Source organism: Microbacterium tumbae (assembly GCF_054780175.1).
The window spans coordinates 109,974-123,299 of record NZ_BAAGWV010000004.1 but is presented as its reverse complement, the minus strand read 5'-3'; the positions used below and the strand labels follow the sequence as shown (position 1 = coordinate 123,299).

Below are 13,326 nucleotides of genomic sequence, written 5' to 3'. Positions count from 1 at the left end.
GGCGGGGCATGCCGCCTGGGTACGCTGGGAGGGTGAGTGTCGTGTCCGATGGGAAGAAGGCGTATCGACTGCTCCGGCGTGCGCTGGCGTCGCGATCGGCGGTCCAGCGCGTGCGCCGACGCACCGCCGAGCTGCCGGAGCATCCCGAGCACCACTATCGGGTGGCGGTCTACTTCGCCGACGGCGCCGTGAACATGTACCAGATGCGCCAGTGGTACCGGCCTCTCGCCGAGCTCGCGAAGCTGTGGCCCGTGGTCGTGCTGTCCCGCAACGCCACGGGCACGGAGAAGCTCCTCGGCGAGGACGCGCCGCCGGTGGCGTTCGTGCCCAAGGTCAGGGACCTCGAGCGCTTCCTCGCGAAGCAGGACATCCGCATCGTCCTGTACGTGAACCAGAACACCCGCAACTTCCAGATGTTCCGGTACGGACGCCGCTGGCACGTCTTCATCAACCATGGCGAGTCCGACAAGATGTACATGACCACGAACCAGTACAAGGCGTACGACTACGCGCTGGTGGCAGGGCAGGCGGCGCGCGACAGGCTGTCGCGGACGCTGTGGGACTACGACATCGAACGGCGCACGATCGAGATCGGGCGCCCTCAGGCCGATCACTACTCCGGATCGCTCCCCTACGCGCCCGATCAGCGCACGGTCGTGCTGTACGCCCCCACCTGGGAGGGCGATCGCCCGAGCGCCTTCTACGGCTCGATCGCGAGTCACGGCGAGACGCTGGTGAAGAGGCTCCTCGCGACGGGGACGCATCGGGTGATCTATCGGCCGCACCCCCGCAGCGGCGTCGTCGACGACGCGTACGGCGCCGCCCACCGCCGCATCGTCGCCGCGATCGAGGCGGCGAACGCCGCCGATCCGGGAGCATCCCACGTCTACGACGACGGTCCGGAGCTCGGCTGGCAGCTCGCCGCGGCGGACGTCGCCGTCGTCGACATCTCGGCGATGGTGTACGACCGCCTCGCTGCGGGCAAGCCGCTCATGATCACGCGCCCCGTCGACGAGCGCGCGTCGATCGACACCAAGGGCTACCTGTCGGACTGTGAGTGGCTGACCGTCGAGGGAGCTGCAGACATCGTCGCCCAGATCGAGCGCGTGCGGGCGGACGAGGATGCCGTCAAGAAGCTGCGGATGTGGGTGCAGCACTACTTCGGCGACACGACGCCGGGAGTCGCGACGGCGAGGTTCCACGTCGCCATCGAGCGCCTGATGGCGGAGTGGGACGAGTGGCGTGCTCGGGAGATCGGCGCGGCGCAGGTCGGCGAGGACGACGACGACGAAGAGGCCAAGGACGGCGAGGACTGATGCTCCTCCCGCGCACCGCCTCCGTCGCGGCAGACCTCGCGATCGTGGGGCAGTCCTCGTCGACGAACGCCGAGCTGCGAGAGCGAGCGGACAGCTCTCCGCACCTGAGCGTCCTGATCACCGAGAACCAGACGGCGGGGCGGGGCAGGCTCGATCGCGTCTGGACCGCCCCGGCGGGATCCGCTCTGGCGATCTCGGTGCTGCTGCGCACGCTCCCGGCGCCCGGCGTCCTGGGATGGATCCCGCTCGCGGCCGGCCTGGCCATGGCGGACGCCGTGGCCGCTCAGCTCCCGGGGCGCCAGGTGGGCGTGAAGTGGCCCAATGACGTGCTCGTGGACACACGCAAGATCTGCGGCATCCTCGCCGAGGCGGCGGATGGGGCCGTGGTCGTCGGCGCCGGTGTGAACACCGCGATGACGGCGGTGCAGCTGCCGGTGCCCACGGCGACCTCGTTCGCGGTTCTCGGCGCCGAGGCGGATGTCGATGCGCTCGCCGCGGACTTCCTGACAGGACTGGACCTGGCGGTGAGCCGGCTCGCGGCGTCCGGGGACGCGGACGCGTCAGGACTGCGCGGGCGGGTCGAGGAGCGCTGCCTCACCCTGGGGCGCGACGTCTCCGTGTCGCTGCCGGACGGCGTCGTCCTCCGCGGTCGCGCGACCGGCCTCGAGATCGACGGGCGGCTGATCGTGGACGTGGCCGGGACGCCGCATGCGGTCGCCGCGGGGGACGTGGTGCACGCAGGGCTCGTCTGAGCGGCATCCCTGACACGCCGAACCCTGAACGGGGATGTCGGCGACCTCGGCCACAATGGAGGGGTGACCCAGCCCGTGACGCTCGGCGGACGGCCGATGATGCCGCCGCCCGGCGCGCCCAGCGAGGAGCTGCTCATCGCCCGGTTCCGCGCGCACGCGCGCCGGCTGTTCTGGTCGGCGCTGCTGCTGATCGTCGTCTTCGGCGCCACGGCCTACTTCTACGACAACCTTCCCGACGGCCTTGAGAACTGGATGCTGCTCGCCGCCGCCGGCGCCCTGGTGCTGATCGGCGTCGTCGTGCCGTTCCTGGTGTGGCTCTCCCGCACCTATGTGATCACGACCAGGCGCGTCATCGTCAAGGACGGGATGGGATCCCGGCGCAGCCGCGAGATGTCGCATGTCCGCGGCTACTCGATCACGGTGCGCCGCGGCATCCTGCAGCGGATGTGGGGGACGGGGACGATCTCGCTCTCGAACGGGGCGGGTGCCGCCCTGCGGATGACGAACGTCCCGAGCGTGACGCTCGTGCACGAGACGCTGGCCGATCAGATCGAGGTGAATCAGATCCTCGCGCACCGCGATGCGCAGACCGGAGCCGAGCCCGCGGCGTTCGGCTGATCGTCGTCGTCGGCGCTCCCTGGATGCGGGAGAATGGCAGTGACGAACGGAGTGCGCGAATGGCGTTGCGGGTGGGTGTGATCGGCGGTGGTCAGCTGGCCAGGATGATGATCGCTCCGGCGGTCGAGCTCGGCATCGAGCTGCGGGTGCTCGCGGAGGACGAGGGAATGTCCGCGCAACTCGCCGCCACGGCGGTCGGCGACTACCGCGATCTCGACACGGTGCGATCGTTCGTTCAGGACGTCGATGTCGTCACCTTCGATCACGAGCACGTCCCGCAGGACGTCCTGCGCGCCCTCGTCGACGACGGCGTGGCGGTGCATCCCGGACCGGATGCGCTCCGGTTCGCGCAGGACAAGCTCGACATGCGCGCCCGGCTCGCCGATCTCGGCATCCCGCAGCCCGAGTGGGCGGCCGCGGCCTCGCAGGAGGAGCTGCAGGCGTTCCTGGACGATCACGGCGGACGTGCCGTGGTGAAGACGCCGCGCGGCGGCTACGACGGCAAGGGCGTGCGCGTCGTCGCGGATGCCGCGGACGCCGCCGACTGGCTGGACGCCCTGCCCGCGGGGGAGGCGCTGCTCGTCGAGGAGCTCGTGAGCTTCGTGCGGGAACTGGCGCAGCAGGTCGCCCGTCGTCCGAGCGGCGAGATGGTCGCCTACCCCGTGGTGGAGACCGTGCAGCGGGACGGCGTGTGCGCGGAGGTGCTCGCGCCTGCGCCGAACGCCACGGTGCGGCTGACCCAGGTCGCCGAGGGCATCGGGCGGCAGATCGCCGAGGGGCTCGAGGTCACCGGGATGCTGGCGGTGGAGCTGTTCGAGACCGACGACGAGCGGATCCTCGTCAACGAGCTCGCGATGCGTCCGCACAACAGCGGGCACTGGAGCCAGGACGGCGCGGTGACCTCGCAGTTCGAGCAGCATCTGCGAGCCGTCGCCGATCTGCCGCTGGGGGAGACGACGCCTCGTGCGCCCTGGTCGGTGATGGTGAACATCCTCGGCGGCCCCGCCGAAGGCGGCATGGACGAGCGCCTCGAGGACGCGCTGGGCGCGCACCCAGGCGCCAAAGTCCACACCTACGGCAAGGCGCCGCGGCCCGGCCGCAAGGTCGGTCATGTGAACGCCGCGGGGGAGGAGCTCGACGATGTCGTGTTCATCGCCCGCGCCGCCGCCGATCACTTCCGCTGAACATCACGCCGGCGACGACCTTTCCTTCCCGCTCGTTGAGCGACGACGTCGGAGGCGATCTTTCCTTCCCGCTCGTTGAGCGAGGACGCGAGCGATACCTTTCCTACCGGCTCGTTGAGCGAGCACGCGAGCGGTGCCGTTTCCTTTCCGCTCTTTGAGCGAGGACGCCGGAGGCGACCGAGTCGAAGCGCACCGACCTCGAAGCATCCGAAGACGCGTGCCGTTCAGCGCAACCGAAGATCCAGACCATACCCTGGGTGAGTGACTGAGCCGCTGCATTCCTCCGCCCAGCCCCTCGTCGGCGTCGTGATGGGATCCGACTCCGACTGGCGGGTGATGAGCGACGCCTCGCAGGCGCTCACCGACTTCGGCGTCCCGCATGAGGTGGAGGTGGTCTCCGCCCACCGCACACCGGACAAACTGATGAGCTACGCGCGCGAGGCGCGAGCCCGCGGCCTCCGGGTCATCATCGCCGGCGCCGGCGGAGCCGCGCATCTTCCGGGCATGCTGGCGTCGATGACGCCGCTTCCCGTCATCGGCGTGCCGGTTCCGCTCGCCTACCTCGACGGCATGGACTCCCTGCTCTCCATCGTGCAGATGCCGGCCGGCATCCCCGTCGCGACCGTCTCGATCGGCGGCGCCCGCAACGCCGGCCTCCTGGCGGCGCGCATCCTCGGAGCATCCGATGCCGCGCTGGCGGATCGGATCGAGGAGCTCGCGCGGACGATGGAGGGGCAGGTGGCCGAGAAGAACCAGCGCCTGAAGGGCTCCCTGTGACGATCGCCGGGCCGCGGATCGCGAGCGGGCCGCTGGTCGAGATGCGTCCGATGCGCAACCCGGACGCCTCCGATGAAGCGGTCATGGGGCGCCGCGGCTGGTGGCTGCTCCTCGTGAACGTCCTGGTTCCCGGTTCGGCTCAGGTGCTGGCAGGCAACCGCCGGCTGGGCCGCTTCGGCCTGGGGGCGACGCTGCTGGGATGGTTCCTCGTGATCGTGGCCGCAGGACTCGCGCTGTTCGCGAGGCCCGCCTTCCTCTGGCTGACGGTCAGCGCCGGCTGGTTCTCCGCCGTCGTGCTCACGGTCATCCAGCTGCTGCTGGTCGGGTACGTCGTGCTGTGGATCGTGCTGACGTTCGACACGCTGCGCCTGATGCGGCTGGTGAAGGTGCCGCCGATCTCACGGGTGGCGCTGCCGGTCGTGGCGCTCATCCTCCTCGGACTCCTCGGCGGGGGTGCGGGGTACGCCGCCACGTCGGTCGGCTCCGCCCGCGACGCGCTGGGCGCGATCTTCGGTCAGAGCGGACCGAGCCTGCCTCCCAGCGACGGCTACTACAACATCCTCCTCCTCGGCGCGGACAGCGGCGAGGGTCGCGACTCGATGCGCTATGACAGCATCTCCGTGGTGTCCGTCAACGCCGACACCGGCGCGGTGACGATCACCGGCATCCCCCGCGACATGCCGGGCTTCCCCTTCGCCGAGGGGCCGATGCAGGATCTCTACCCTGACGGGCACACCAGTCATGGCGACAAGACCTGCGGCTGGGGGAGCGGCATCAACCAGCTCCGCACCGAGGTCGAGGTGTGCCGTGACGGCGCCGAGCTCTACCCGGATGCGGTGGCCAATGGATCCGAGCCCGGCATCGAGGCGACGAAGGATGCGGCGGAGGGGATCCTCGGCATCACGATCCCGTACTACGTGTTCATCGACATGGACGGCTTCGCGAACCTGATCGACGCGCTCGGCGGCATCGACGTCACCGTCACAGAACGCCTGCCGGAGGGCTGGGGGCCTTCGTATACCGGTCAGCCCGCCGAGGACTGGGCGATCGGCTGGATCGAGGTCGGTGCGCAGCACATGGACGGCGACACGGCGCAGTGGTACGCGCGGTCGCGGTACACCACCAGCGACTGGGACCGCATGAAGCGTCAGCGGGAGCTCCAGACCGCGATCCTGGCGCAGTTCACGCCCGAGACGGTGCTGATGCGCTTCAACGAGCTCGCCTCGGCAGGGACGGCGCTGGTCGCGACGGATCTGCCGCAGGACAAGCTGCCGGAGTTCTTCGACCTGATCCTGAAGGCGAAGGATCAGCCCGTGACGACGGTCGAGCTCACGCCCGAGGGCGGCGTGGACTTCGAGAATCCGAACTACGAGTACATCAGAGAGCTGATCCAGGAGAAGCTCCATCCGCCGACGCCCACCGCGACGCCCTCCCCGTAGGTCGGGCCGGCGGATGCCGCGGCGCGCGAAAGCGGGCTCGGAGAGCCCCACGCTCTCCGAGCCCGCTCAGGCTCGAGACGACGGCGGTTGGAGGGGGAGGAACCGCCGCCGTCCGGCCAGTCGCGGTCGCCGCAGTGCGGCTTCCGGACCTTAGGCCCGCCGGCGGCGTACCGCGGCGGTGGCGATGAGCGCTCCGCCTGCGGCGAGAGCGACAGCCCCGCCGCCGAGGACCCACGGCGACGCGGAGCCGCCGGTGAGGGCCAGCTCGAGGTCGGAGCCGGAGCCCGTCAGCGGAAGCTCGGTGCTCGCGGGCGCCACGCTCGGATCGTGATCGCAGCTCACGGCGTCATCATGTCCGGCCGTGACCGTGACCCTCGCCGTATACGAGCGCTCGGCGCCGGTGAACGCGATGGCGTAGGTGCCGTTGCCGTCGGACGGCGGGCGGAACGTCAGCACGAGTCCGCCGTCGGCGGCCGCGGTGTCGCCCGAATAGGACGCGTCGCCGGCGTTCGCACCCGAGACGGAGACGCCGAGGCGTTCGCCGGGCAGGAAGTACCCTGGCCCGAAGACGATGGTCGAGGTCTCGCAGATGTCGATCGTCGGATCGACAGTGACGCGAGGATCCTCCGCGTACGGATCGGTGGCCGTCGTCGCAGCGAGATCGCTCGGCGCGGCCATGGCGACAGCAGGTGCGGCGAGCACCAATGCGCCGGCGGCGAGGCTGATGGCAGCCAACTTCTTCAGCATGATTTCTCCCCCAGAGAGATATACACGCGGAATCACAGTCCAAGCACACCCCTGCGCTCGATACCGTGCGGACCCTTCCTGCCCCCACGGCAGGTCGGCAGAGCCCATATTCCCCAGTGACACCGACAGTACCGCAAAGCGGTGCGAATGTCACGAGGCGCAGTGAAGTTCTTCCCGTGTCATCTTGGGCGCCTCGATGAGGGGAGTGTGCGCGACCTCGGTCAGACGCTCGCCCGCGCCCGTGCCGGTGAACTCGATCGTGATCGTCGTCGACTCGCCGGGGCCGAGCTGCACGGAACGCTGGATGACGAGGCGTCCGTCGATCTCCGCGGTCTGCACGCGCTGCTCCGTGCCGTCCCTGTCGACATGCGACGGCGTCGCGCCCTGCGGTCCGTAGACCGCGATCAGGGTGCGCGTCGAGCCGGGCGGCACGTCGAACACGCCGCCGCCGGTGACGTAGGAGGGGAGCGTCTCTGCGGCGTCCGCCGGTGCGCCGTTGGTCCACGTGACCCGCACCTGCGTGGTCGGCTCGCCGTGGCACACGCCTACGGCGGTGGCGATCTCGGCCTCCGCGTAGTAGTCCATCTTGCCGCCCGTGGTGTCGTTGAAGAGCACGCCCACCCAGGTCGCTGTGTCGTCGTCCTGGGGAAGCGTGCCTCCGAGCGTGGAGTCCATGAGGAGGTCCTGCTCGTCTTCGTGGGCGCTCCAGATGCGGATGCGGCCCTCGTCCGCGCTGGTCACGAGCGCACCAAGGAGAGCCTTGGGATCGGCCCCCCGCATGGTGACGGCGAGCAGTGCGCTGGACGCCTGCGCGAACACGGCGTCCTGCTGAGCGGGATCCAGCACGGCGCTGTAGATCTCGGAGAGCAGGATGCCGAGGACGCTGTCCGCCGTCGCCGTGAAAGGCCCGAAGGAGAGGTCGCCGGTCGCGGCCACGAGATGCTGAGCGACCACCGCGTCGACCGCGATCACACCGTCGACCGTGCCGCCGTAGCGCTGCGTCCACCGGGTGGCGAGCGCCTGGCCGGCCTCGGGGAACTCGACGATGTTCGTGATGTTCTGGATGTGGGTGCCCGGCTGGTCGTCGAACAGCGAGATCGTCGACTCGCTGAGCTCGAGCGGCTCTGTCAGCGGGGCGAAATCCTGAGTGGAGGCGTTACGCGCGATGCGGATCTTCCCGTGGTCTGCGGTCACGAGCGCGAGGGCGCCGACGATGCCCCCGGATGAGCGCACCTCCGCGTTGTTCTGCATCGCGACCACGTAGCTGCGGGGGCCGTCGGCTCCGAGCATGCTCGGCAGCAGCACGGATGCGCCGTGCAGCGCTCCGACGACGCCGGTGGCCTCGGAGACGACTTCGCGCATCTCCCGGACGGCGTCCGCCAGGGCGGGGATCGTCGCACCGGCGTCGATCGCGCGCGCCCGTGCATCGGCGTCCTCCAGCACGGCGCTCGCATCTCCGAGCGGCTCCTGGACGGCGGCGAAGGGCTCGAGGTCGATGGCGGACCCGGTGAAGCCGAGGCCGGCGAGGTCGAGGTCCTCGGCTGCCGTCAGGACGGGGGCGAGCGCGTCGGCGGAGACGCTGTCGGCGATCTCGGCCACCTCTCGCACCGCGGTGAAGTTCGGGCCGAGCCATGGCACGAACTCGAAGCCCCGCCAGATCGGGTCGGCGGTGAGCTCGCGCGCCGTCGCCGCCTGGCCGGCGATGCTGTCTGCAGCGGTCCGGGCGCGGTCGATGTCGCCGTCGGCGATCGCGGTCTTGAGGCGTCCGGCCGTGTTCGAGATCTGCTGCAGGGCGTTGGCTGCGCCGATCCCGCGGATCGCCACCCAGCCGACGGCCAGGAGCAGGAGCACGACGAGAACGCCGATGGTCCATCCCAGCCACCGGCGTCGTACCGGAAGTCGTCCGTCGCTCATCAGAGCATTCAAGCACGAACCGCGCGGATGTCATCCGGCTGCGACTCGGGGCGAGGATCCAGGGTCGGCGACCGGATGCCGATTACGCTTCACTCATGGGTGCTCAGTTGCGTGTCGTCCTCGACCAGCTCGCGCAGGTCGTGGCGGCCGATGCCGCCTCCGCGGCGCTCGATCTGACGGTGGGTCTCATCGCGACCGCGCCGAGCGGATGCGGTGTCGAGGCGATCGCTCCTGCGGGGTCCGTCCCTCGTATCCCGGGACTCGGCGAGGTGCGGACCCTGTCGCTGGCGCGGCGTGAGCTGGCGGCGTCCTGGCAGCTCGGCATCGCGCCGGGGATCGGAGGGGGACTGATCCACTCGCCGAGCCTGATGGCGCCGCTGGTGCGGCACGACCGACTGCACGATTCCGACCAGATCGTCGTGACGTTGTGGGATCTGAACGCCTGGGAGGCGCCGGCGAGGATGCCGAAGCCGGCGGCGTCCTGGCAGCGCGGGATGCTCCGCCGTGCCGTCAAGCACGCGGACGCGGTCGTCGTCCCCACCCACGCGTTCGTCGAACGCCTCGAGGGCATCGCGCGCTTCGGGGATCGGGTCCGCGTGATCGCCGGCTCCCCGCCGACCGGCTTCGCCGCACCCGTCGACGCGGTGGGACGACGACGGACCCTCTCGCTCCCCGATCGCTACGTCGTGCTGACGGGCACGGCGCAGTCGCTGGAGAACGGGTTCCGCGCAGCCGTCGCGGCCGACGCCGATGCGGTGGTGCTGGACGCTCCGGAGGGAGCAGAGCCCGAAATCACGGAGATCGCCTCGGCGGCCGGGCTGCCGGAGCGCCGCGTGCACGTGCGGGGAGAACTGGAGCAGCGCGACAGGGCGGCGGTCCTCGCGGACGCGCTCGTCTTCGTCGCGACCTCCGCGCTCACAGAATGGCCGTGGCGCGCGGTGGAGGCCATGTCGCTGAGCGTTCCCGTCGTGGCGGCGGACAGCGGAGTGCACCGGGACGCGCTCGCCGATGGCGCGCGGCTCGTCGCGGCATCCGAGCTGCCCGATGCCGTCGCGGACGCAGCGGGTGAGGGCGCTGCCCGGCTGCGCGTTCTCGCCGGCGACCGGTCGCGCGCGTTCTCCTGGGCGAGCGCCGCCGAGCGGGTGTGGGCGCTGCACGCGGAGCTCTGAGCGGCGCGATCCCGCCCCGGGCTCAGCTCAGATAGTCGCGCAGTGCGTCTGCGGCGTCGCGCGGGGCGAAGCCGGTGGCGCGGATCCTCGTCAGATCGAGCACGCTGTTCCTCGGCCGCGGCGCGACCGGGCCTGCGACCGAGGCGAAGTACTCCTCGGTGGTGACGCCCCTGACCCGTGCCGCGTCGTGCCCGGTGAGCGTGAACACGCGCGCCGCGAGCTGCGCCCAGCTGCTCGGCTCGCCGTCGCCGGTGAGGTTGTAGACGCCGAAGGGCGCACGCGTGTCCAGCAGGTGCCGGATGCCGCGGGCGAGATCGTCCGTGAACGTGAGCCGGCCGATCTGGTCGTCCACGACGGAGGGATCGACGCCCCGTTCGGCGAGCGAGGCCATGGTGCGGACGAAGTTGTTCCCCTCGCCGATCACCCAGGAGGTGCGGACGATGTAGTGCCGCGGCACGGTCGAGACGATGGCGTCGCCGGCCGCCTTGGTCTGCCCGTACACTCCGAGCGGCCGCACGGCATCCTGCTCGGAGTAGGGGCCGTCCTTGGCTCCGTCGAAGACGTAGTCGCTGGAGACGTGCACCAGTGTGATGCCGTGCTCGGCCGCTATCCGTGCGAGCGCCGCGACACCGGTGACGTTCGCCGTCCAGGCCTCTGCGCGTCCGTCGGGGGTCTCCGCGGCATCGACGCCGGTGTGCGCCGCCGCGTTGATGATCGTGTCGTAGTCGCGCCAGCGGCGGGCGGCCGCGAGGTCGTCCGCGGTCAGGTCCAAGGCGTCGCGCGCGGCGTACTCGACGTCCGGCGCGTCGCCGAATTCGGCCTGCAGGGCGCGGCCGAGCTGACCGGCCGATCCGATGACGAGCGTCTTCCTCGGTCCGATCGGCGAGACCTCGCCGAGTCGGGGATGGCCCAGATCCTTCGCGGAGATCTCCGCCTCGCCGAGGGGGATCGGCCATGCGATCGCGGCGGTCTCGTCCGCGAGATGGAGGAAGGAGTACTCGGCGTCGGGGGACCAGTGGTCGTTCACGAGGTAGGCGTAGGCGGTGTCCGCTTCGAGCGTCTGGTAGGAGTTCCCGACGCCGCGTGGGACGAAGATCGCCCTGGACGGATCGAGCTCCGCCGTGAACACCGTGCCGAAGGACGCGCCCTCACGGAGATCCACCCAGGCGCCGAAGATGCGCCCCGTCGCCACCGAGACCCATTTGTCCCAGGGCTCCGCATGGATGCCGCGAGTGGTGCCCACGGCGTCGTTGAAGGAGATGTTGTTCTGGACGGGACCGAAGTCCGGCAGTCCGGCGGCCGTCATCTTCTCCCGCTGCCAGTTCTCCTTGAACCATCCACGGGAGTCGCCGTGCACGGGGAGCTCGACGACGAGCAGCCCTGGGATCGGCGTCTCGGCGACGGTGAGCGCCTTGCCGAACTCCGTCATCACTGTCCCTTCGAGGCGTAGAAGGACTCGGTGGCGTCCTTGGACGGCGCCCACCAGTCCTCGTTGTCGCGGTACCAGGCGATCGTCGAGGCGAGCCCGGAGGCGAAGTCCGAGTATCGCGGCAGCCAGCCGAGTTCCGTGCGCAGTTTCGTCGAGTCGATCGCATAGCGCAGGTCGTGGCCCGCCCGGTCCGTGACGTGGTCGTAGGCGTCCGCGTCGTGACCCATCTGGGTGAGGATGAGCTCGACGACGGAGCGGTTGTCCTTCTCCCCGTCGGCGCCGATCAGATACGTCTCGCCGATCTCGCCCTTCTCGAGGATCGTGAGGACCGCGGAGGAGTGGTCGTCCGCATGGATCCAGTCGCGCACGTTCAGGCCGGCGCCGTAGAGCTTCGGGCGGATGCCCCGGAGGACGTTCGTGATCTGACGCGGGATGAACTTCTCCACGTGCTGGTAGGGGCCGTAGTTGTTCGAGCAGTTCGAGATCGTGGCGCGGACGCCGAAGGAGCGGACCCAGGCGCGCACGAGCAGATCGCTGCCGGCCTTCGTCGACGAGTACGGGGAGGAGGGGTTGTAGGGCGTCGACTCCGTGAAGCGGTTCGGGTCGTCGAGCTCCAGATCTCCATAGACCTCGTCGGTGGAGATGTGGTGGAACCGGCGGTCGTGACGTCGCGCCGCCTCCAGCAGCGTGTAGGTCCCGATGATGTTCGTGTCCAGGAAAGGCCGCGGGTCGTGCAGCGAGTTGTCGTTGTGCGACTCCGCCGCATAGTGCACGACGGCGTCCACCGCGCCGAACAGCTCGTCCACCAGCCCGGCGTCCGCGATGTCGCCGACGACGAGCTCGACGCGATCGGCGGGCAGCCCCGCGAGCGACGCGCGGTTGCCGGCGTAGGTCAGCTTGTCGAGCACCGTGACATGGGCGTCGGTGTTCTCGACGACGTGGTGCACGAAGTTGGAGCCGATGAATCCGGCGCCGCCGGTGACGAGCAGCTTCTGCATGTCGCTAGCGTACCGGGCGGAGTCCGACGAGCCCGGGTGTTTGTCCCGGTGCGCGGGATCGGGGAGGATGGACCCCATGCGCGGCATCATTCTCGCGGGAGGCACAGGATCCCGGCTCCATCCGATCACGCTCGGCGTCTCCAAACAGCTGGTCCCGGTCTACGACAAGCCGATGATCTACTACCCGCTGTCGACGCTGATCCTCGCCGGGATCAGGGACATCCTGATGATCACGACGCCGCACGACCGTGACGCCTTCGAGCGCCTTCTCGGCGATGGATCGCGTTTCGGGGTGTCCATCACCTATAAGGTGCAGCCGTCGCCGGACGGGCTCGCGCAGGCGTTCATCCTGGGGGAGGACCATGTCGGATCCGACTCCGTGGCGCTCGTCCTCGGCGACAACATCTTCTACGGGCAGGGGATGGGGACCCAGCTGCGCCGGTACACCGAGCTGGAGGGCGGGGTCGTCTTCGGGTACTGGGTCGACGACGCCACCGCCTACGGCGTGGTGGAGTTCGACGGAGAGGGCAGAGCCGTCTCCATCGAGGAGAAGCCCGCGCAGCCGAAGAGCAACTACGCGGTGCCCGGGCTGTACTTCTATGACAACGATGTGATCGAGATCGCGAAGGGACTCGAGCCGTCTCCGCGCGGCGAGCTGGAGATCACGGACATCAACCGGGAGTATCTCCGGCAGGGCAGGCTGAAGGTGCAGCTGCTGACGCGCGGGACCGCATGGCTCGACACGGGGACGTTCGACTCGCTCGCGGAGGCGACCGATTTCATCCGCACCGTCGAGAAGCGGCAGGGTCTGTCGATCGGCTGTCCTGAGGAGGTCGCCTGGCGGATGGGCTTCCTCACCGACGACGAGCTGCGCGAGCGGGCGGAGCCGCTGCGCAAGAGCGGGTACGGGGAGTACCTGCTCAAGGCGCTCGCACAGGGCCGCTGAGAGTCCACGAAATCCGCGACACGCCGGTCGGTTGAGC

Annotated in this window: 12 protein-coding genes; 8 read left to right on the top strand and 4 right to left on the bottom strand. The window is 70.0% G+C overall.

Annotation, left to right across the window (positions count from 1 at the left end; genetic code table 11):
* The first annotated feature begins 32 nt into the window (after positions 1 to 32).
* The 6 genes from ACYVGQ_RS15540 to ACYVGQ_RS15515 all read left to right on the top strand — a co-directional run bounded on the left by ACYVGQ_RS15540 (position 33) and on the right by ACYVGQ_RS15515 (position 6,086).
* Positions 33 to 1,316 carry a CDP-glycerol glycerophosphotransferase family protein gene (locus tag ACYVGQ_RS15540; protein WP_460785579.1) on the top strand — a complete coding sequence of 428 codons (1,284 nt, stop codon included), beginning with the start codon at positions 33 to 35 and terminating at the stop codon, positions 1,314 to 1,316.
* The gene (locus ACYVGQ_RS15535; RefSeq protein ID WP_460785578.1) at positions 1,316 to 2,068 is read left to right on the top strand and encodes a biotin--[acetyl-CoA-carboxylase] ligase; all 753 of its coding nucleotides are present in this window, start codon (positions 1,316 to 1,318) and stop codon (positions 2,066 to 2,068) included. The genes ACYVGQ_RS15540 and ACYVGQ_RS15535 overlap by 1 nt, the downstream gene beginning before the upstream one ends.
* Before the next feature lie 63 nt (positions 2,069 to 2,131).
* Entirely contained in the window at positions 2,132 to 2,686 is a 555-nt protein-coding gene (locus ACYVGQ_RS15530; protein WP_460785577.1) for a PH domain-containing protein, read from the top strand.
* A 23-nt stretch (positions 2,687 to 2,709) separates the two neighbouring features.
* The gene (locus ACYVGQ_RS15525; protein ID WP_460785576.1) at positions 2,710 to 3,870 is read left to right on the top strand and encodes a 5-(carboxyamino)imidazole ribonucleotide synthase; all 1,161 of its coding nucleotides are present in this window, start codon (positions 2,710 to 2,712) and stop codon (positions 3,868 to 3,870) included.
* Positions 3,871 to 4,179: 309 nt separating this feature from the next.
* Positions 4,180 to 4,647 carry a 5-(carboxyamino)imidazole ribonucleotide mutase gene (purE, locus tag ACYVGQ_RS15520; RefSeq protein WP_460785985.1) on the top strand — a complete coding sequence of 156 codons (468 nt, stop codon included), beginning with the start codon at positions 4,180 to 4,182 and terminating at the stop codon, positions 4,645 to 4,647.
* On the top strand, positions 4,644 to 6,086 hold the full coding sequence (locus tag ACYVGQ_RS15515) for an LCP family protein (RefSeq protein ID WP_460785575.1): 1,443 nt from the start codon (positions 4,644 to 4,646) through the stop codon (positions 6,084 to 6,086). Before purE ends, ACYVGQ_RS15515 begins: the two co-directional genes overlap by 4 nt.
* Positions 6,087 to 6,236: 150 nt before the next feature.
* Here ACYVGQ_RS15515 and ACYVGQ_RS15510 read toward each other — a convergent pair whose 3' ends face one another.
* Complete coding sequence (locus ACYVGQ_RS15510; RefSeq protein ID WP_460785574.1) at positions 6,237 to 6,833, bottom strand: hypothetical protein; 597 nt, start codon at positions 6,831 to 6,833, stop codon at positions 6,237 to 6,239.
* 150 nt (positions 6,834 to 6,983) lie between these two features.
* On the bottom strand, positions 6,984 to 8,747 hold the full coding sequence (locus ACYVGQ_RS15505; RefSeq protein ID WP_460785573.1) for a DUF4012 domain-containing protein: 1,764 nt from the start codon (positions 8,745 to 8,747) through the stop codon (positions 6,984 to 6,986).
* A 95-nt stretch (positions 8,748 to 8,842) separates the two neighbouring features.
* Between ACYVGQ_RS15505 and ACYVGQ_RS15500 the strand changes: the two genes are divergently transcribed.
* Positions 8,843 to 9,916 carry a glycosyltransferase gene (locus ACYVGQ_RS15500; RefSeq protein ID WP_460785572.1) on the top strand — a complete coding sequence of 358 codons (1,074 nt, stop codon included), beginning with the start codon at positions 8,843 to 8,845 and terminating at the stop codon, positions 9,914 to 9,916.
* A gap of 22 nt (positions 9,917 to 9,938) precedes the next feature.
* Here the strand turns inward: ACYVGQ_RS15500 and ACYVGQ_RS15495 are convergent, their stop codons facing one another.
* Positions 9,939 to 11,345 (bottom strand): sugar nucleotide-binding protein, encoded by a 1,407-nt coding sequence (locus ACYVGQ_RS15495; RefSeq protein ID WP_460785571.1) that lies wholly within the window; start codon positions 11,343 to 11,345, stop codon positions 9,939 to 9,941.
* Positions 11,345 to 12,343, bottom strand: coding sequence for a dTDP-glucose 4,6-dehydratase (gene rfbB, locus ACYVGQ_RS15490; RefSeq protein WP_460785570.1), 999 nt, complete (start codon positions 12,341 to 12,343; stop codon positions 11,345 to 11,347). Before rfbB ends, ACYVGQ_RS15495 begins: the two co-directional genes overlap by 1 nt.
* A gap of 76 nt (positions 12,344 to 12,419) precedes the next feature.
* On the opposite strand from rfbB, the gene rfbA reads away from it, so the two are divergent.
* On the top strand, positions 12,420 to 13,289 hold the full coding sequence (gene rfbA / locus ACYVGQ_RS15485) for a glucose-1-phosphate thymidylyltransferase RfbA (RefSeq protein WP_460785569.1): 870 nt from the start codon (positions 12,420 to 12,422) through the stop codon (positions 13,287 to 13,289).
* Positions 13,290 to 13,326 lie beyond the last annotated feature (37 nt).

Coding starts and splice junctions, on each gene's coding strand:
- ACYVGQ_RS15535 (WP_460785578.1), top strand. CDS start 1,316: ATGCTCCTCCCGCGCACCGCCTCCGTCGCGGCAGACCTCGCGATCGTG.
- ACYVGQ_RS15525 (WP_460785576.1), top strand. CDS start 2,710: ATGCGGGAGAATGGCAGTGACGAACGGAGTGCGCGAATGGCGTTGCGG.
- purE (WP_460785985.1), top strand. CDS start 4,180: ATGGGATCCGACTCCGACTGGCGGGTGATGAGCGACGCCTCGCAGGCG.
- ACYVGQ_RS15510 (WP_460785574.1), bottom strand. CDS start 6,833: ATGCTGAAGAAGTTGGCTGCCATCAGCCTCGCCGCCGGCGCATTGGTG.
- ACYVGQ_RS15505 (WP_460785573.1), bottom strand. CDS start 8,747: ATGAGCGACGGACGACTTCCGGTACGACGCCGGTGGCTGGGATGGACC.
- ACYVGQ_RS15500 (WP_460785572.1), top strand. CDS start 8,843: ATGGGTGCTCAGTTGCGTGTCGTCCTCGACCAGCTCGCGCAGGTCGTG.
- ACYVGQ_RS15495 (WP_460785571.1), bottom strand. CDS start 11,345: ATGACGGAGTTCGGCAAGGCGCTCACCGTCGCCGAGACGCCGATCCCA.
- rfbB (WP_460785570.1), bottom strand. CDS start 12,343: ATGCAGAAGCTGCTCGTCACCGGCGGCGCCGGATTCATCGGCTCCAAC.
- rfbA (WP_460785569.1), top strand. CDS start 12,420: ATGCGCGGCATCATTCTCGCGGGAGGCACAGGATCCCGGCTCCATCCG.